Origin of the sequence: Clostridium bowmanii, from assembly GCF_018861315.1 — a bacterium.
Lineage (GTDB): Bacteria > Bacillota > Clostridia > Clostridiales > Clostridiaceae > Clostridium_AD > Clostridium_AD bowmanii.
Window position 1 is genome coordinate 1 of the sequence record NZ_JAHLDL010000046.1, and the last position, 16,298, is coordinate 16,298.

At 33.1% G+C, this 16,298-nt stretch carries 20 protein-coding genes and 1 pseudogene; 6 read left to right on the forward strand and 15 right to left on the reverse strand.

The features are described 5' to 3' along the window. Positions 1 to 43 precede the first annotated feature (43 nt). The 3 genes from KPL51_RS20705 to KPL51_RS20715 are packed head-to-tail and all read right to left on the reverse strand — an operon-like array spanning position 44 to position 3,087. Positions 44 to 907 (reverse strand): tyrosine-type recombinase/integrase, encoded by an 864-nt coding sequence (locus KPL51_RS20705; protein ID WP_224854093.1) that lies wholly within the window; start codon positions 905 to 907, stop codon positions 44 to 46. Continuing rightward, entirely contained in the window at positions 888 to 1,859 is a 972-nt protein-coding gene (locus tag KPL51_RS20710; RefSeq protein ID WP_216165892.1) for a tyrosine-type recombinase/integrase, read from the reverse strand. Before KPL51_RS20710 ends, KPL51_RS20705 begins: the two co-directional genes overlap by 20 nt. Continuing rightward, positions 1,852 to 3,087 (reverse strand): tyrosine-type recombinase/integrase, encoded by a 1,236-nt coding sequence (locus tag KPL51_RS20715; protein ID WP_216165895.1) that lies wholly within the window; start codon positions 3,085 to 3,087, stop codon positions 1,852 to 1,854. The genes KPL51_RS20710 and KPL51_RS20715 overlap by 8 nt, the downstream gene beginning before the upstream one ends. 187 nt (positions 3,088 to 3,274) lie before the next feature. Here KPL51_RS20715 and KPL51_RS20720 point away from each other — a divergent pair, with 187 nt between their 5' ends. From KPL51_RS20720 to KPL51_RS20740, 6 genes are all read left to right on the forward strand, one after another. Continuing rightward, entirely contained in the window at positions 3,275 to 3,475 is a 201-nt protein-coding gene (locus KPL51_RS20720; protein ID WP_216165897.1) for a site-specific integrase, read from the forward strand. Then, positions 3,462 to 4,037 (forward strand): tyrosine-type recombinase/integrase, encoded by a 576-nt coding sequence (locus KPL51_RS23740; protein ID WP_224854090.1) that lies wholly within the window; start codon positions 3,462 to 3,464, stop codon positions 4,035 to 4,037. Before KPL51_RS20720 ends, KPL51_RS23740 begins: the two co-directional genes overlap by 14 nt. A 9-nt stretch (positions 4,038 to 4,046) precedes the next feature. Continuing rightward, positions 4,047 to 4,490: a tyrosine-type recombinase/integrase gene (locus KPL51_RS23745; protein WP_224854087.1), complete on the forward strand. Its 444-nt coding sequence runs from the start codon at positions 4,047 to 4,049 to the stop codon at positions 4,488 to 4,490. An 89-nt stretch (positions 4,491 to 4,579) separates the two neighbouring features. Continuing rightward, positions 4,580 to 4,885: a hypothetical protein gene (locus KPL51_RS20730; RefSeq protein WP_216165899.1), complete on the forward strand. Its 306-nt coding sequence runs from the start codon at positions 4,580 to 4,582 to the stop codon at positions 4,883 to 4,885. Continuing rightward, positions 4,878 to 5,258 (forward strand): DUF6262 family protein, encoded by a 381-nt coding sequence (locus tag KPL51_RS20735; protein WP_216165901.1) that lies wholly within the window; start codon positions 4,878 to 4,880, stop codon positions 5,256 to 5,258. The genes KPL51_RS20730 and KPL51_RS20735 overlap by 8 nt, the downstream gene beginning before the upstream one ends. A 98-nt stretch (positions 5,259 to 5,356) precedes the next feature. After that, on the forward strand, positions 5,357 to 6,022 hold the full coding sequence (locus KPL51_RS20740; RefSeq protein ID WP_224854084.1) for a CPBP family intramembrane glutamic endopeptidase: 666 nt from the start codon (positions 5,357 to 5,359) through the stop codon (positions 6,020 to 6,022). 143 nt (positions 6,023 to 6,165) lie between these two features. On the opposite strand, the pseudogene KPL51_RS20745 reads toward KPL51_RS20740, so the two are convergent. The 12 genes and pseudogenes from KPL51_RS20745 to KPL51_RS20800 all read right to left on the reverse strand — a co-directional run. Continuing rightward, positions 6,166 to 6,642 (reverse strand): annotated as a pseudogene (locus tag KPL51_RS20745) (transposase); the annotation flags it as partial. 136 nt (positions 6,643 to 6,778) lie between these two features. Continuing rightward, positions 6,779 to 7,420 carry a hypothetical protein gene (locus KPL51_RS20750; protein ID WP_216165905.1) on the reverse strand — a complete coding sequence of 214 codons (642 nt, stop codon included), beginning with the start codon at positions 7,418 to 7,420 and terminating at the stop codon, positions 6,779 to 6,781. A 178-nt stretch (positions 7,421 to 7,598) separates the two neighbouring features. Then, positions 7,599 to 7,985, reverse strand: a complete 387-nt coding sequence (locus KPL51_RS20755; protein ID WP_216165907.1) for a hypothetical protein — start codon at positions 7,983 to 7,985, stop codon at positions 7,599 to 7,601. 102 nt (positions 7,986 to 8,087) lie between these two features. Next, positions 8,088 to 9,050, reverse strand: a complete 963-nt coding sequence (locus KPL51_RS20760) for a sugar kinase (RefSeq protein ID WP_216165909.1) — start codon at positions 9,048 to 9,050, stop codon at positions 8,088 to 8,090. 202 nt (positions 9,051 to 9,252) lie between these two features. Further along, positions 9,253 to 9,999: a sugar phosphate isomerase/epimerase family protein gene (locus KPL51_RS20765; RefSeq protein WP_216165911.1), complete on the reverse strand. Its 747-nt coding sequence runs from the start codon at positions 9,997 to 9,999 to the stop codon at positions 9,253 to 9,255. 18 nt (positions 10,000 to 10,017) lie between these two features. After that, positions 10,018 to 10,641 (reverse strand): bifunctional 4-hydroxy-2-oxoglutarate aldolase/2-dehydro-3-deoxy-phosphogluconate aldolase, encoded by a 624-nt coding sequence (locus tag KPL51_RS20770; RefSeq protein WP_216165913.1) that lies wholly within the window; start codon positions 10,639 to 10,641, stop codon positions 10,018 to 10,020. A 141-nt stretch (positions 10,642 to 10,782) separates the two neighbouring features. Further along, on the reverse strand, positions 10,783 to 11,733 hold the full coding sequence (locus KPL51_RS20775; RefSeq protein ID WP_216165915.1) for a C-terminal binding protein: 951 nt from the start codon (positions 11,731 to 11,733) through the stop codon (positions 10,783 to 10,785). 13 nt (positions 11,734 to 11,746) lie between these two features. After that, a complete protein-coding gene (locus tag KPL51_RS20780) occupies positions 11,747 to 12,508 on the reverse strand; it encodes an SDR family oxidoreductase (protein ID WP_216165917.1) in 762 nt (253 codons plus the stop codon). A gap of 66 nt (positions 12,509 to 12,574) precedes the next feature. Further along, positions 12,575 to 13,336 carry an IclR family transcriptional regulator gene (locus KPL51_RS20785; RefSeq protein ID WP_216165919.1) on the reverse strand — a complete coding sequence of 254 codons (762 nt, stop codon included), beginning with the start codon at positions 13,334 to 13,336 and terminating at the stop codon, positions 12,575 to 12,577. Positions 13,337 to 13,417: 81 nt separating this feature from the next. Next, complete coding sequence (locus KPL51_RS20790; RefSeq protein ID WP_216165921.1) at positions 13,418 to 14,725, reverse strand: TRAP transporter large permease; 1,308 nt, start codon at positions 14,723 to 14,725, stop codon at positions 13,418 to 13,420. 16 nt (positions 14,726 to 14,741) lie between these two features. Next, positions 14,742 to 15,224, reverse strand: a complete 483-nt coding sequence (locus KPL51_RS20795; RefSeq protein ID WP_216165923.1) for a TRAP transporter small permease — start codon at positions 15,222 to 15,224, stop codon at positions 14,742 to 14,744. 27 nt (positions 15,225 to 15,251) lie between these two features. Next, positions 15,252 to 16,286: a TRAP transporter substrate-binding protein gene (locus KPL51_RS20800; RefSeq protein ID WP_216165925.1), complete on the reverse strand. Its 1,035-nt coding sequence runs from the start codon at positions 16,284 to 16,286 to the stop codon at positions 15,252 to 15,254. Between the last annotated feature and the right edge of the window lie 12 nt (positions 16,287 to 16,298).

Sequence of the window (16,298 nt, forward strand, 5' to 3'; positions counted from 1 at the left end):
GAAGTTATTATGGTGAGTGATTCATACAAAGACTGGCTCAAACTCAAGAATAAGTTGACTCACTCACCATTTTAAAACACTCACCATAATGCCTCAGTTGATGAGCATGAAGATCCAGAGGTACTTCATCGCATATTTCATGTGCGGATCTGGCATGTTTCTTCAGTTGTTTGTTTACTGCAGGCTGACTCATTTTTCCATATATTCCGGTATTTTTTGAATAAAAAACATAGGCTTCAGCATTTGGAGCATCACCATGAAATTCTTTCAGGTATTTTTTTAAATGTGCAACTGCCTTAGGCAAAATATACAAGGTTCTTATTTTTCTTCCCTTTCCAATAATGGTGACATTCGGCTTTTCTGCATTCAAATGCAGTTGATCTGTTTTTAAAGATAGAATTTCATCAATTCTGGCGGCAGTACTATATATGATAATCATAAGTGTCAAATCCCTTCTACCTACTTTTGTGGATAAATCAGGAACCGATAACAATACCTGTACTGCTTTTTTACTCATTCCTTTTACTTTTTTTCGTACTTCCTTCTTCCGTTGAATTTTTGTTGCGTCCTCAGAAAGATACAGTTGAGATATTTCCCTGCTCCCCAGGTATTTTAGGAAAGCCCTTAACGATGCCATTCGATTATTACAGGTTTCAGGGCTGCAACCACGATGTTCCATCAACCATAGTAGCCATTCCTCAATTATTATCCTGCTAAAACATCCACCATACAACCTTTCTGGACTGATTCCTTTTTCTGTCTCCAAAAATCCAATATATAAGGTAAGTGCATACTGATAAGATTTCAATGTATGGTCGCTGCGGATTTTCTGTGAAGGGACATATTCATTCAAAAATTCATTGATATGGCGTGCGATTATAATGGATTCATTCGTCGCTTTCATCATAATCCACCTCCGGCACAATGATTTCGAAATCCATTCCAGTTTTCTCTTCCAGAATGTCAGCCAATCCAGGGACAAGAGAATAATAATATTTTGTGCTTTCTAGTACTTTGTGTCCCATACTTTTGCTGAGATAAAGCAGTTTTGCATCAAATCCAAAGCCTTCACCTGTCCAGCGATTAATGTTTTCTGTGGCATAATGGTGTCTGAGTTCGTATGCAGTAGCATGAGAACTGTTATATTTATCCCACAATTCGCGAAAGTTTTTCTGTACCCAGTTCCTTGTATGGAAAGTGTTGCACCTTGCAGGAAAAAAGTAAGGACTATGCGGGTACTGTTTCCGTATTGATGCATCATATATTTTCAAAAGGTTAAGCATGGAGTCGTGCAACACTACATAATGTTGTGAATGACCTTTGGAATAACGGATGTTTATAATCCCTTGGCATAAGTCGACATCCTCAATCCTTAGCATTCTTGCCTCATTTGTTCGTACTCCACTACTGTATAGAAGGCGGAAGAATACAGGAATAGTTATCTTCCTAGAACGCTGTTCGGGAGTGTAGAATTCGGAAGGAAGGCTGTCACATGCATGAAAAAATCTTTCAAGTTCGGTATTTGTAAACGAATGGGGAATATATGTGCACCGCTCTTTCCTTGGGATATTGGGCTCCACAACATCTGCATTTCCGCGCTTTCTCAAGTATCGTATCAAACTTACAACTACATAAATTCTTGATCTGCATGAATTGTTGGTTTCTGTGTAGCGCTTATGGCACCAACTATCCACAATTTCCTGAGACAGAAGTGTAACTTTCGGATACTGTTTCTTGCAGTACCTGTCAAACAGAACGAGGTTTGGTTCATAAGAAGCTTCATTCCAATGCTGGGATGATTTTTGGTAGTAAATATATGACTGTATGAGTGGTGCAAGAAAGGAAGTGAACTTATTCATGAGAGAACACCTCCTCTAGCACAGGAAAACACTCTATGCTGATGGAGCATTCCTTCAGATGAGGAAAATCAGCACTTAGATATGGTTCAAGAGAATCAGGCGAAGTGTGACCAAGTGTTCTGCTAATGACAGGCTGTGGGACTCCATTCCCCAAAAGAGTTGTGGCTAGGTGATGGCGGAAGATATGAAATCCTTTCCGGTCTCCTTTGGACTGCCGGGTGCCTGAAGCTTTCATGATCCTGCCTGCCACGTTGCCAATGCTTCTGCTTTTCAGTCTATCATATGGTTTATTTTGTGAAATAAAAATATACCTGCTTTTTGTATGTGGACGCTCTGATGCCAGGTAGTCATATATGGCATTTCCTACAACTGCTGTTAATGGAAGTTCAAGAGGAGACTCGGTCTTTTGCTGTCTAATACAAATCAAATCCTTGTCCCATTCAATGGAGTCGAGTGTCATTCCTGCAATATCGCAGCCACGCAGTCCTGTGTAAAGTGCAAGCATCCCGATAGCTTTATCACAGAGTGTAAGCAGGTCTTTACCATTAGCTATTGCCTCCTTAATTTTTTGTATTTCTTCTGGTGTTAGATATTGTATGTTTTTTCTAGTTTCCCTTAAGGCGGGAAGAAAAGCTAAAATTCGATGACTAGTTTCTGGATGACATGTGGTATACGCCTTCAATACTGCGGCGATTTTTTTCTTGTAGGAACAGCTCTTTAGCATTAATCCATCAGTGGACATAAATATGGAAAGCACTGACTCTTCAGTAATTTCAACTAGACTATTTATTCCTTTTTGCTGTAGGGACAAGAAAAATGTAGATGCATTATGAGATTCTGTATAAATGGTAGTAGCTTTCTTGCCGCGTTTCCTTTCTGCTTCACAGTAATAGTCAATGATAAATTTGAATTCTTGTGACAACAAAGGATAAGCACCCCTTTGGAAAAGCTCATGTCTACGGCTACCATCCGGGTATCTCCCATGAACATCAAACTGCTCAATAGCTCCGATGATAGTCCGTTTATCACGGAGATAATCTTTGGATTGTGATGTTTTGGTGTACTCTAGATATACATCTTTATAGCATGACCATTCCATTGAATCCATAGTAGACAAGATTTTTTTAATCTCCCGCTCGAACCTGACGACGTATGTTTTAGAGTAACCATTGGCTTTCATGTAAGAAATGAGTTTGGGATAATTATCCCGTAGGTTTTGTACATTCATTTGTATGTCCTCCTATTTCACTTGATAAGATGAGTATTTACTATAAGAAAAAAATCCAAACCTTTTTCTGATAAAACAACTGCAATATCAGCTTTTTATCAAAAAGGTTTGGATTTTATTAAGGTTTGGATAACTAAAAAAATCCAAACGTTTGGATTTTTTTAGGCATGGACTAGCAGTTGCCTGTTTGAAAAAATGGTCACTAGCAGGTATTGATTTAACAAACATGCTTCCTTATCTGTCGGCTTATATGGGGCATTCCGATTTCCGAGCTACTCAGTATTATCTACGTCTGACCGCCGATTTATATCCTCATATTCTTAGTAAATCAGAAGCAGAGTTTGGATATGTCATCCCAGAAGGAGGTTGTTTCTATGAAGAAGGCTGATTTCCCTTATTATTTGACAAGCTTTCTTGGTAAATACTTGCCAGGACAGAAAAATTCAAGTCCCAATACCATTGAATCCTACGCAACTACTTTCAAATTATTACTTGTTTATTGTGAAAATGAAAAGAAAGTAAAACCAGAACGCTTAACCCTCAGTTTATTAACTCATGACTTAATCATTGGATTTCTTGACTGGATTGAGAAGGAAAGAAAAAGTACCATATCAACAAGAAATCAGCGTATGGTAGCACTATATTCATTTTTTAGATATGTTCAAAAAGAGGCTCCCGAAAATCTCTATGAAATTCAAAAAATATTGAACATCCCTAATAAGAAAGGACCTAAAACCATTGTACCATTTCTAACTGGATCAGAAATGAAGATCCTTTTAGAGCAGCCTAACACAGAAACTAACATGGGCAGGAGGGATTTTGTCATTTTGGTAATCTTGTATGACACTGCAGCAAGAGTACAGGAATTAATTGACTTAAAAAATAAGGATATTCGTATATCAAATCCTTCTGTCATAACACTCACTGGCAAAGGAAACAAAACGAGATAGGTGCCTATTATGGACAAAACAAAAAAACTTATAGAGAATTATCTCATTAATCAGAATGTTAATAATGCAATTAGCAAGGGTGAGAATTATCTATTTGTAAATCAAAAAAATCAAAAGCTATCAAGATGGGGCATTTCTTACATCATTAATAAATATGTAGAACTAGCAAAACAGAACCCCCAGTTTACTGTACCATTTCCGGTTACACCCCATGTATTCAGGCACAGCAAAAGCATGCATTTACTTCAATCCGGAATCAATCTTATATATATAAGAGATTTCCTTGGACATTGTGACTGCTCTACGACAGAAATTTATGCTAGGGGAGATACAGAAATGAAAAGAAAAGCAATAGAAGAAGCTTACAGCGATATTCTTCCAAGTAAAGACCTCCCTATTTGGGGAGATGATACTAACTTAATGAAATTTTTGAACTCCATTTGTAAAAAATGATGTAATTATTATGGTGAGTGATTCATGCAAAGACTGGCTAAAATTCAAGAATAAGTTGATTCACTCACCATTTTAAAACACTCACCATAATGCAAAGAAGCAAGGGTAAATGCACCTTTTCAAAACAACCACCATGTTTAACGTGTAATGGAGGTAATCCTTGCAAAGATTTGGGGATTGGTATTTTCGAAGGTGATGGAAAGAAGTATGAAATTCACATTACATCTACCAAGGCTCTTATAGAACAGGCTGAAATCTTCAACCGTAAAGACATGGCGGATGAAAACAAACAACTTCTGAGGCTTTATGAAGAGATATATGGCACTATAAAAAGTGGCAATATAGTATATGGTAGAGTGGAAAGATTAAAAAAGCAAGGTGATGTAAATGAGTAAATATGACCGTAAAAAGCATTTAGAGGAACTTCATGCTAAAAGGAAGGCTAATACTCAAACGAAGGTTGATGTCGCTATACAAATGTTAATAAAAATGAATAAATCTATCAATTTTAATAGTGTATCTCAAGAAGCAGGAATAACAAAAGCAACTCTATACAATAATGCTGATATAAGAGAGCGAATTGAGTCGTTAAGACTTCAGCAATCGCAAGTTCCCACCCCTGCACAAGTCAAACGACAAATGGATGAAACTAATAAAGATTCTATAATTGCAAGCCTTAAAAGAAAGATTAAGAAGTTAGAGGAGGAAAACAAACAATTAAAGGAACAGGTCAAAATTAGTTATGCCGATATTTATAAAAATATATAAATATATGGTAAATGGTGGTATAATTCATATGTTGGTTAATTCACACTTGTAGAATATGACGAAACAACATTATTTATTTTAGGGGGAATGAGGAACCGATGTTTGAAAAAACACAGAAAAGTATATTTACATTGGCCATAGCCACTGTCTGTCAATTTATTATTGTATATGGTGTTACTCTGTTTAATCGAAATCTTTTAATGAATTTTACGCTTGCTGAAAGAATGGTTTTGGTGTTTGCTACACAATGGATTTTTTTGATTTTACCTGTTCTTTTAATGTTAAAGAATAAGGAAAAACTAAAAGATATTGGATTCATAAGAGTAAATATTCATAAACAGATTTTTATTGGAATAGTTATTGCAATTGTAATGTGCCTTATCTTTACTGTTATTCCTATCCTATGTGGGTTGAAAGATATGGTCTCAAGTACGCACTATACAAAGACCTGGCAATTTATTTTTGAATTTGCTTATTCCATATTTGGAGTTGCCATAGTCGAGGAGTTCTTTTTTAGAGGATACATGTTTAAGAAATTGATGGACATTAAAAACTCAAAATGGTTTGCAATAATAATTTCTTCTATTGTTTTTGGTTTGTTTCATATTTTTCAAGGCAATATAATTCAAGTATTCACAACTATGATGTTAGGTGTTATGTTCTGCTTGTTCAGGGAAAAAATTAAAGGTTGCTCAACACTATCAATAATTATTGCACATGGAATTTATGATGCCTTGATAGTGTTATGTGTTGCTCTTTTATAATGATGAACAATATTCTTATTTAACGAAACAAAAGTTATTAATAAGTTATCAACGGCACATATAGAGAAGGGATATATTATACATATATAATATATCCCTTCTCTTATTTTTCAACATTTTTATAAATTAGGTATTGATAATCTGAAAAATGCCTCGTCAACTTCTATAACGCCACCAACATGACCAATACCCATATACACTCTGATAGCGTCTAAAAACTTATGCCTCCAATAAAAAGATGTAGGCACACTAATCTCGACTATCTCGGCACATTTTCTTATGGAATAACCATTTATCATACATTTAGAATAGAGTATCCATTTTTTAATATCTTTCTTACTGTTATAACGTGGTGAACGTGTAAAATCAGTAAAGGTCTTTCGGCATGACTTACAGATATATCTTTGCTTACCATTGAACTTGCCATTTCTTGATACTTTGTCATATCCACAACAATGGCAGACCTTTCCCTTGGAAAACCTATTCTCTTTAACTTCATTTGTAACCTCAGTAGCAAACGAACCTAACACAATAACTTCTTCAAGATAGGCTAAAATTTCTTCCTGTCCAGTTGTTCCTAACGACTCTAAATCTTTTTTTACTGACTCTACACTTGGCATAATAAGCCCTCCACAATCCTTCATATAGTCTTATTATACCATATTATTCAATATATATCCATTTTCAACATCTTTCTTAAACATAGCCTATATTTAAAGCTTAATAATTCTATGGGTTTAAAAATATACGAAACTACTACTTTACATTTAACATCCATTTAAGTACCACTGTAGCATTATCCTTTTGTTTACTTGTACTAATAATACCAATTACCTTATTTCGAGTATCAATTCCCATTTCTTTAAACATTTTGATGTCCTCTACATTTATAGCATAAACAGCTTTTTTATTATCACTTCCGCTAGCTTCAACCTTTTCATTTTTTAAAGAATTCAAATTCAACTGACTTATACCATCTAATTTTACAAACATATCCTGTTTAGCAAAATTCTCAAGCATAGTTTTATCTAAAATTACAACATCAAGTTCTCCAACCGATAGTTGAGCAATAAACTTCTGCATATATTGGCTTGACATCTGAGTATTTTCACTACTAGAACCTTCAAGTGGAATACTAGTGACAACCGCCTGTTTTCGACCGTCACCTTCTTTTACAACAACTTTTGTAAGTTGTTTTTCTAAATTAGATATCTTACTTTCATCTACTATATTGCCAATAACCGTTAAATTGAATACATAATCTATCTTTGTAACTTGACTATGAATTATGGAACCTATTATAAATAAAATTGCTATTGTTCCTATTATATGTATTCTATAATATTCCCAGATATATTCAGCTTTCTTCTTCCTACTCATACCTTTTAAATCAACCATAATTATACCCCTTTAAAATTATATTTATAAGTCTGCAAAAAACTACGTTATAATAATATTTTATCATAACGTAGTTTTTATCGCAAATAATCTAATCATTCTAGTTCATCCTCTGTTACAGTTCAGATATAGGGTCAGTAAATAAGGCCCTTAAATATAATGTAGGGGCCTTATACAATTAATTTGATTTTAAGGTTATGTCATTATCATCGAATGCATCCTTGATTCCTTGAAAAACATTTCTGTTATTTTTTGAAAATGTGGAAATTAAGCTTCTAATTTGCAGATAATATTTTGCTCCAAATTCACTACGAAAAATTTCTATGTTTAATTTTCGTTTTGCTGGCCAAATATCAGCCTCTGCTCTATTATTTGAAAAAGGAATTTTAAAATCATAACCGTTCAATTTCAAGGATAAGTTTTTTATTTCTTCATCTTTTTTTTCACTGGTTATGTTCATCGCATTAATGGTGTCATTAAGATTTCCAATAGTGGAGGTAAAATTTCTTAATAATGAATAAATAAACTCGGTTTTATTTATTGGAATAACGATTATTTTTTTCAATGACTTGAATTAAACATATATCACTTTAGTATACTGTTATTTAACCCAATAGAATAAAAAACCTTAATTGCAATTTTGTATTTTATGCCTTATATTCTATAACTATATTTTTTTAACATTACTACAACTATTATCTTTTATAAACTTCTCCAGTTCCTTCTGTGTTGGTAGGCCTTTATTATCTCCTATATTAGTAACTTGTATTGCACCTATAGCATTTCCTCTCTTAACCATTTCCATCAATGATAATCCTTCAAGTCTTGCACTTATAATTCCAACTGCAAAACCATCCCCTGCTCCTACAGTATCAATAACTTTGTCTACTTTAAATCCTTTAACCGTGTAACTTTCTTTTCCATCTCTTACATAAGCTCCTCTAGGGCCATCTTTTATTACAACTTGCTTAATTCCCATAGCTTTATACTTATCAGCTATATCCTCTATATTATCTATACCTAATAAAATTCTAGCCTCTTCAACTCCTGGAAGTACCATATCTGCTTTACATGATAGATCATTAATAGTTTCTATCATAACCTCTTTACTTTCCCAAAGAGCTGGTCTTAAATTAGGATCAAAAGTAATGAATACATTATTTTCTTTTGCTCTCTCCATTAATCTATATGTTGCTTCTCTGCAGCTTTTAGATAAAGCTGGTGGTATCCCTGTAACATGTACATGATCAATATCAGAAAAGTCAATAATATCGATTTCCTTGGATGTTATATGTGAAAATGCAGATCCTTTTCTGTAATATGGTGTATATGGATCTCCTGATAAAACCTTACTCTTTAGTTGAATTCCTGTGCGATATACATCATCATATGTTATAAATTTAATTTCTATATTTTCTTTTCTTAAATATTTCTCTATAAAATGCCCAAATGGATCATCACCTAAACGTGCAATATATGTAGTTTGGTGTCCTAATCTTGACAAACCAATACATACATTCACTTCAGCTCCTGAAAGGGATCTTGAAAAATGCTCAACATCTTCTAATTCTCCTACAGTATCTGCAATTAGCAAAGCCATAGGTTCTCCAAATAAAATTACCTTACCCATATATATTCCCCTTTTAAATTTCTAATTTTTAAATATATAATTAAAGCCCATCTTAAAAAATAACAAATCAGTATACTAGTCTATTTTGTCTCATACTGCGCGGTATATTTTCTTTCCCTATAAACAGACTACTATGACATAAACATACCCCTTTGGTGCGAAATATACTTTGCATTTTAAATTTGCTAATTTCTTTCATTAATTAATATATCAATTTATTTATTTCTGTATCTAATTGTTTTTTTGCTTCATCACCACAAGGATATTCTAATGCTAATAACAAATTTTTTGGTAATATGTCTAAAATAGCTTTCCACTCTATTACACCATCAGAAAGGTAGACTGTACTAGGCATATCTAAACTGTTAACATCTTTTAAATGTATATATTCAACATAAGGAGCTAATTTCTTAGCATTTTCTAATGGACTCTCCTTCTGCCATACATAATTTCCAATATCAAAAGTTACCCCTATTTCTCCGCCTAAGCATTTGTACTCTTTTACAAAATCAATTATCTTATCCGCTTTACCATTTTCACTACTTTGATCATTTTCAACTAATAATTTAATACTATCTTTTTGACAGAGTTCATTCATATACAAGACATCTTCAGATTTTACTTTGTCATAGTCGCCAATTACAACTTTCACATGTCTACTTCCCATCATTTTAGCTTCTTTAAAGTATTTTTCCATATCAGCAAGCTGTAATTGCTTGTTAATATACATATATTGTGGTACAGAATATAACACTGTTAAAGAAATCTCCTTAGCTTTCTTTCCAACTTCTTCGGTTTCAATATCAATATTTTCAAAAAATTCTCTTCTAATTTCAACAATATTTACTCCTAATTCCTTACAAGTTTCCATCATTTCAATCTGCTTTATTCCCTTTTTATGATCACTCATAAAAACTAATGTGTTAAGAACTATATTTTCTTTTTTCATTATATAATCACTCCATTTCTATGCGTTATATGCTTCTATTAAATTCCTACAGCGTTCTCTCAAAACATCTAAATTATTTTCATTAACTCCATTAAACAAGTATCCTCCAAAACCAGCTGCATATGCTCCGGCTTCAAACCATTCTTTAATATTTTTATCATTAACCCCACCTGTAGGCATCATTTCTACAAATGGCATAGGTGCCTTAATTCCCTTAATCATCTTTGGAGAAATGCAATCTCCTGGAAAAAGTTTTACAATATCACACCCTAACTGGTAAGCTTTGAAGACCTCTGTAGGTGTTGCTGCACCAAGCGAACAGCAAACATCATTTTTTTTGCAGTACTCAGCTACCTCTTCAACAATACATGGAGATACAATAAATTGTGCACCATTTTCTATTGCTAATTTAGATTGCTCCTCTGAAAGCACGGTACCAGCTCCTATAATAGCATTAGGGAACTCTTCTCTTAATTCCTTTATCAATTTTTCAGCATTATCAACAGAAAATGTGATTTCTAATACATCAATTCCTGATTCTATAAGAGTACGACACAAAATTTTAGCTATTTCTGCATTTTCCTGCCTAACAACTGCAATCAACTTTCCCCTTAATGCTTCTTTTATTTCTATTTTATTCATAGTTTCCTCCCCAGAAAATTATATCTTATTAAATTTTATACTTTTTATACTATTAGTAAAGCAGAGGAAAACCCTCTGCTAATGTAAAATTTTTAAATATAAAATAGGTATTATAAAAACAATACTTAAATTTGATACCTACTATTTTAAATTATTAATTGGATAATGAATTGGGTTACCATTAGCAAATCTCACAGACTCTTCTGCAACTTTTCGCTTAAGCTCTAAAGCTGACTCCTCTGAATACCATGCCATATGGGGTGTAACAATCAAATTTTTATTTTTAAAGATTTCCGAATCTGGCCTCATTGGTTCCGACTCCATACAATCTAAACCTGCGCCAGCAATCTCTCCATGTTTCAAAGCTTCATCTAAATCTTTTTCATTTATAATTCCACCCCTAGCTACATTTATAAGCACTGCACTCTTTTTCATTTTCTTGAAAATTTCCTTATCAAACAAATATTTATTTCCATCTGAAGGGCAGTGAATGGAAATTATATCTGACTTTTCAATCAACTCATCAAATGAAACGGGAGTCACATAGGTATTATCCTTAGTTTGCACAAATAAAGGATCATATCCTATGACATTAAAACCTAAAGCTGCTGCTTTTTTCGCGTAATTTCCTCCAATTCTTCCAATTCCAACTATGCCTACAGTTTGTTGAGATAATCTACGAACTGGAATAGATTTACTATAATCCCATTTTACTAACTTAGTATATTCATTCATCGTAATAATTTTTCTTGCAAAAGCCAATGTTAATGCTAGTGCCTGATCTGCCACCTCATTCATACCATAATCAGGTACATTTCCAATCTGTATTCCATGTTTTGTAGCTGCTTTAACATCTACTGTATCTACTCCAACTCCGTATCTAACAACAAATTTTAATTCAGGTAATGCCTCCATTACTTTTTCTGTAATTTTAGCATACTGAACTATAAATATCTCAGCACCCTTACACATCTCAATTACTTCATCCTCAGTTTTAGCATTTTTTAGCTCACAACTTATTCCTGCATCTGAAAATATCTTTTTTTCAGTATCTATGTTCTCATGATCACAATCTGTAATAATTACTTTCATAACTAGTCCCTCCTTATCTTACTAAATATCCACCATCTACTGGAATTATAACTCCATTTAAATAATCTGAAGCATCAGATGCTAAAAATACGCACGGTCCTTTCATATCATCTTTTGTACCCCAACGGTTAGCTGGAATTCTTTCGGTAATTGTCTTATTTCTAGGATTAGATGGATCTGTTAATGCTACATTCATTTCTGTATCCATATATCCTGGCGCAAGTGCATTAACATTTATTCCCTTTTCAGCCCATTCATTACATAATGCCTTTGTAAGTTGTGCGACAGCACCCTTTGATGCTGCATATGCAGGCACTGTATATCCACCAAAGAATGAAAGCATAGATGCTATATTTATTATTTTACCTTTTTTATTTCTCTCCAAATAATGTCTTCCAGCTAATTGACATAATGCAAAAACTGCATTTAAATTGACGTTTAATACAAAGTTCCAATCATCCATTGGGAAATCTTCACATTTATGACGACGTTGAACACCAGCTCCGTTTACTAAAATATCTAAAGTTCCTAATATTTTAATAGCATTATTAAACCCTTCTTCTCTCTCTTTTTCATCTATAACATTTATTATTACTCCATGACATTTAAAACCTTTTTTAACCATTTCCCTTGCAACTTCTTCTACCTTAGGATTAACATCTAAAAGGCATACCTCAGCCCCAGCTTCCATAAGTCCTTCAGCCATCCCTAGGCTAAGACCTTGTGCCGCACCTGTTACAATTGCTTTCTTTCCTGTTAAATCACAATAATTCATATATATCTCTCCTTTTTAATTTTAAACATGTATATCTTAATCCTCACACAAAAATACATATTAAAATTACATATGCACAATAATTTTCTTTATCTTCTCTTTCGTATCTAATAGAATCCTACAAATTCTTTCTAAATTCTCTCCATTCATTTTGTTACTTGGTGCAGATACACTCATTGCATACATAGGCTCTCCCTTATAATTAGGAATACTTACTGCTACACAAGATAATCCCAGTTCTCTCTCCTCATTGTCAATAGCATATCCACGTATTCTAATAATTTCAATTTCTTTAATTAATACATCTAAATCTCTAATGGTTTTAGGAGTATATTGAATAACCTCTCCATTATTCCAAATTTCTTTAACTTCTTCTTCTGGTAATTCTACTAAAATAGATTTTCCTACTGCTGTGGAAGTTAAAGGTAGTTCCATACCTATATAAGAACCCATAGCAACTACACCTGAAGTTGGTAGAATCTTATCAATATACCTTACATTTGTTCCAACACGTTCAATAAAATGAACTGTTTCTTTACAATCGTCAGATATTTTTTGTAAATACGGATGAACCAACTTGATCATATTGTTTAGAGCTAGTACCGAGTTGCCTACAACTAATAACTTATATGTCAAGAAATACTTTGCATTTTCTGTTATTTGTGCTACATACCCTAATTGAACTAGTGTTGTCAACATTCTAAAAACGGTTGTAGTGTTAATGCCGCTAATAGTGCTTATTTCTCTTACTCCAACAGATTCATTTTCTGATAATATTTCTATGATTTTAAAAGCTTTTACTACTGATAGTACTGTATCTTTACTCATTATTTTATCCTCCAAATACATTTTTTCTGCTTAGTACATCTTTATAATATCACACCACTTAATGCATTTAAAAGATTTCTATTACATAAGTCCCAATAATTTGGGTATCAATAATGATATTTCCGGAATAAATGTTACTACTAACAAAAGAACCACTTCAGCTGCGAAATACGGCAGCAATCGCCTTATAACATTTTCTATTTTAAGATTAGCTACCTTACATCCTGTAAATAATATTGGCCCTACAGGCGGTGTTATTGTTCCTATACAGAAATTAAATACCATAATTACACCGAAATGAATTACATTATATCCTAAGCCTTGAGCAATAGGTAAAAAAATGGGTGTAAAAATTAATATAGCTGGTGTAGGATCCATTACGCATCCCATAAATAACATAATTGTATTTATCATCAACATAATTAATACTTTATTATCTGTAACACCCATTAAACTACTTGCAATTAAAGTAGGAATTTTAGTAAATGACATAATCCAACTTAATATTGCTGAAACACCTATCATAAATATAATCATACCTGTTGTCTTAGCTGACTCAAGAAATACTCTGTATAAATCTTTTAGTGTTAAAGTTCTATAACAAGCTGATAAAATCAAAGCATAAACGACAGATACACAGCTTGCTTCTGTAGGTGTAAAAATTCCTCCTAAAATACCGCCTACAATAATTACTATTAAAAATAATGCTGGTATTGCTTCTATAAAAGTTTTAAACTTCGCTTTTACACCACTAATTGGACTAGGCTTATATCCCAATTTTTTTGCACCTATATAAGCGATAATCATACAGGTTAGTCCCCAAAGGATTCCCGGAATATATCCAGCCACAAATAATGCTGCAATAGAGGCTCCACCACTTGCCAATGAGTAAACAATAAAAGTATTACTTGGTGGAATCAACATTCCACATGGTGCTGATGCAATATTAACTGCAGCTGAGTAAGCAGGATCATAATTTTCTTCCTTTTCCAAAGGACCAACGACACCACCTATTGCAGCTGCTGCAGCTACGCCTGACCCACTTATAGCACCAAAGAACATATTTCCAACTACATTAGTCAATGCTAATGCACCAGGTATTGAACCAATTAATGTTTTAGCAAAATTTATAAGTTTTTTAGCTATTCCACCATTATTCATTATGCTTCCAGATAATATAAAAAATGGAATAGCCAGTAAAGAGAATGAATTTATACCCGTATATATACGTTGTGCTGACGTAACTGCAACTTTATCAGGTGCTAAAACTACAAATATTGCTAATACTGCCCCAACACCCATACTAACACTTATAGGAACTCCAAGTGAAAGAAGAACAATACAGGTAATAAGTATTACCAGACCAACTTGAAAAGCATAATATGCCATAATTATTTTCTCTCCTTTATTTTTTCAATAAATTTTTAATGTCTTCTATCATATAGTTAATGCTGTAAAACATTGTAAATACTCCGCAAATTGGAAGAGCCATATAAATTTGGCCTGTTGTTATACTTGGTATAGAGGAATTAATCTGTGCCCATCCATTAATTACGGCAGTATATCCTCCTGATAGTAAAATGAAAGCTGCAAATAAACATATTACAATTTGTGAGAATAAGCTTAAAATTATCTTTACCTTTGGACTTACTTTATCCACTATAACTCCTATATTCATATGTCCTCCATGCTCACCAAATAGGTATGCAGCTGATATAAGCACTAACCATACAAAAGCAATTTTAGACAATTCTTCTGTAATAGCACTTGGATTCTTTAAAACATATCTAGAGAATACCTGCCACGATACTGTAACAACTAAAATAACAAATAATGTAACAGATATCAATTCAAGTACCTTATCTATTCCATTTTTTACTTTTTTCATATATACTCACTCCCAATATTTTTCTCTTTATTTATATTGTCCGGCTGTATCTTGAATTTTTTTATAAATTTTCTTTGTTATATCTGAGTTAATCTTTGCCTCTGTAAGTGGTTTAACTGCTTCTTGGAATGGAACTATATCAACATCAGTTGTAATTTTTGCGCCCTTTTCCTTTGCTGCTGCTAGTGATGCGTCAACTGCTACTTTGAATTCATCATATTCACTATTTACTGCTATTTTTATATTATCTTCAAATATTTTTTTTACATCATCTGGGAGTGAATCCCATACACTTTGGTTTATTACCAACATATCTGGTTGCATTAAATGTTTAGTATAACTATAGTAAGGGCCTACTTCATATTGTAATAGATTATTATATATTAATTCATTATTTTCTGCTCCATCTAACACCTTTGTCTGAATAGCGGTATAAACATCACCTTGTCCCATTGAAACTCCTGTACCACCCATAATTTTCATCATTTGCATATTAGTGTCTGACTGCATTACACGTATTTTCTTTCCTTTAAGATCTTCTGGTTTTGTAACAGGCCCATATGATGTATATATATTACGAACACCACCATGGAAAGCACATAATACCTTTACTTGTTGATCTTTTAATGAATTATATAAATCACCAACCAGATTTGGGTCATTTACTATTGCTCTTTGATGTTCTACACTAGAAAACACATATGGTAAATTAAATACTGAGAAATCTTGATTCCATCCCTCTAATAAAGAGTTTGCAACTATAGACATAGCAACTGTTCCTGATTGTACCATCTCTAACGTTTCTTTTTGTGAGCCTAAAAGTTCTTTTGGATAAATCTCAACATCATATGCTCCATTGGTTTTTTCCTTTACAGTATCAGTAAAGGCCTTCATAGCTAAATATTGTGGGTGTTTTTCATCCTGGTTAAATGCTAATTTTAAAACTGTTGGACCTCCTTTTGTAGCTTCGGTTTGTGATGTTGCACCATTGCCACATCCAGTTAATCCTAGTGTAGTCGCAAAAACTCCACATAAAATAATTGATAAAATTTTCTTTCTCATTTTTAAATCCCC

What these genes read in the sequence shown, in the direction of transcription:
- KPL51_RS20740 (WP_224854084.1), top strand. Translation starts at nt 5,357, where the DNA reads ATGTTTGAAAAAACACAGAAAAGTATATTTACATTGGCCATAGCCACT.
- KPL51_RS20780 (WP_216165917.1), bottom strand. Translation starts at nt 12,508, where the DNA reads ATGAATTATTGTGATTTAACAGGAAAGAAAGCAATTGTAACAGGTGCG.
- KPL51_RS20795 (WP_216165923.1), bottom strand. Translation starts at nt 15,224, where the DNA reads ATGAAAAAAGTAAAAAATGGAATAGATAAGGTACTTGAATTGATATCT.
- KPL51_RS20760 (WP_216165909.1), bottom strand. Translation starts at nt 9,050, where the DNA reads ATGGGTAAGGTAATTTTATTTGGAGAACCTATGGCTTTGCTAATTGCA.
- KPL51_RS20715 (WP_216165895.1), bottom strand. Translation starts at nt 3,087, where the DNA reads ATGAATGTACAAAACCTACGGGATAATTATCCCAAACTCATTTCTTAC.
- KPL51_RS20730 (WP_216165899.1), top strand. Translation starts at nt 4,580, where the DNA reads ATGCAAAGAAGCAAGGGTAAATGCACCTTTTCAAAACAACCACCATGT.
- KPL51_RS23745 (WP_224854087.1), top strand. Translation starts at nt 4,047, where the DNA reads ATGGACAAAACAAAAAAACTTATAGAGAATTATCTCATTAATCAGAAT.
- KPL51_RS20735 (WP_216165901.1), top strand. Translation starts at nt 4,878, where the DNA reads ATGAGTAAATATGACCGTAAAAAGCATTTAGAGGAACTTCATGCTAAA.
- KPL51_RS20705 (WP_224854093.1), bottom strand. Translation starts at nt 907, where the DNA reads ATGATGAAAGCGACGAATGAATCCATTATAATCGCACGCCATATCAAT.
- KPL51_RS20765 (WP_216165911.1), bottom strand. Translation starts at nt 9,999, where the DNA reads ATGAAAAAAGAAAATATAGTTCTTAACACATTAGTTTTTATGAGTGAT.
- KPL51_RS20775 (WP_216165915.1), bottom strand. Translation starts at nt 11,733, where the DNA reads ATGAAAGTAATTATTACAGATTGTGATCATGAGAACATAGATACTGAA.
- KPL51_RS20750 (WP_216165905.1), bottom strand. Translation starts at nt 7,420, where the DNA reads ATGGTTGATTTAAAAGGTATGAGTAGGAAGAAGAAAGCTGAATATATC.
- KPL51_RS20710 (WP_216165892.1), bottom strand. Translation starts at nt 1,859, where the DNA reads ATGAATAAGTTCACTTCCTTTCTTGCACCACTCATACAGTCATATATT.
- KPL51_RS20770 (WP_216165913.1), bottom strand. Translation starts at nt 10,641, where the DNA reads ATGAATAAAATAGAAATAAAAGAAGCATTAAGGGGAAAGTTGATTGCA.
- KPL51_RS20800 (WP_216165925.1), bottom strand. Translation starts at nt 16,286, where the DNA reads ATGAGAAAGAAAATTTTATCAATTATTTTATGTGGAGTTTTTGCGACT.
- KPL51_RS23740 (WP_224854090.1), top strand. Translation starts at nt 3,462, where the DNA reads ATGAAGAAGGCTGATTTCCCTTATTATTTGACAAGCTTTCTTGGTAAA.
- KPL51_RS20790 (WP_216165921.1), bottom strand. Translation starts at nt 14,725, where the DNA reads ATGGCATATTATGCTTTTCAAGTTGGTCTGGTAATACTTATTACCTGT.
- KPL51_RS20785 (WP_216165919.1), bottom strand. Translation starts at nt 13,336, where the DNA reads ATGAGTAAAGATACAGTACTATCAGTAGTAAAAGCTTTTAAAATCATA.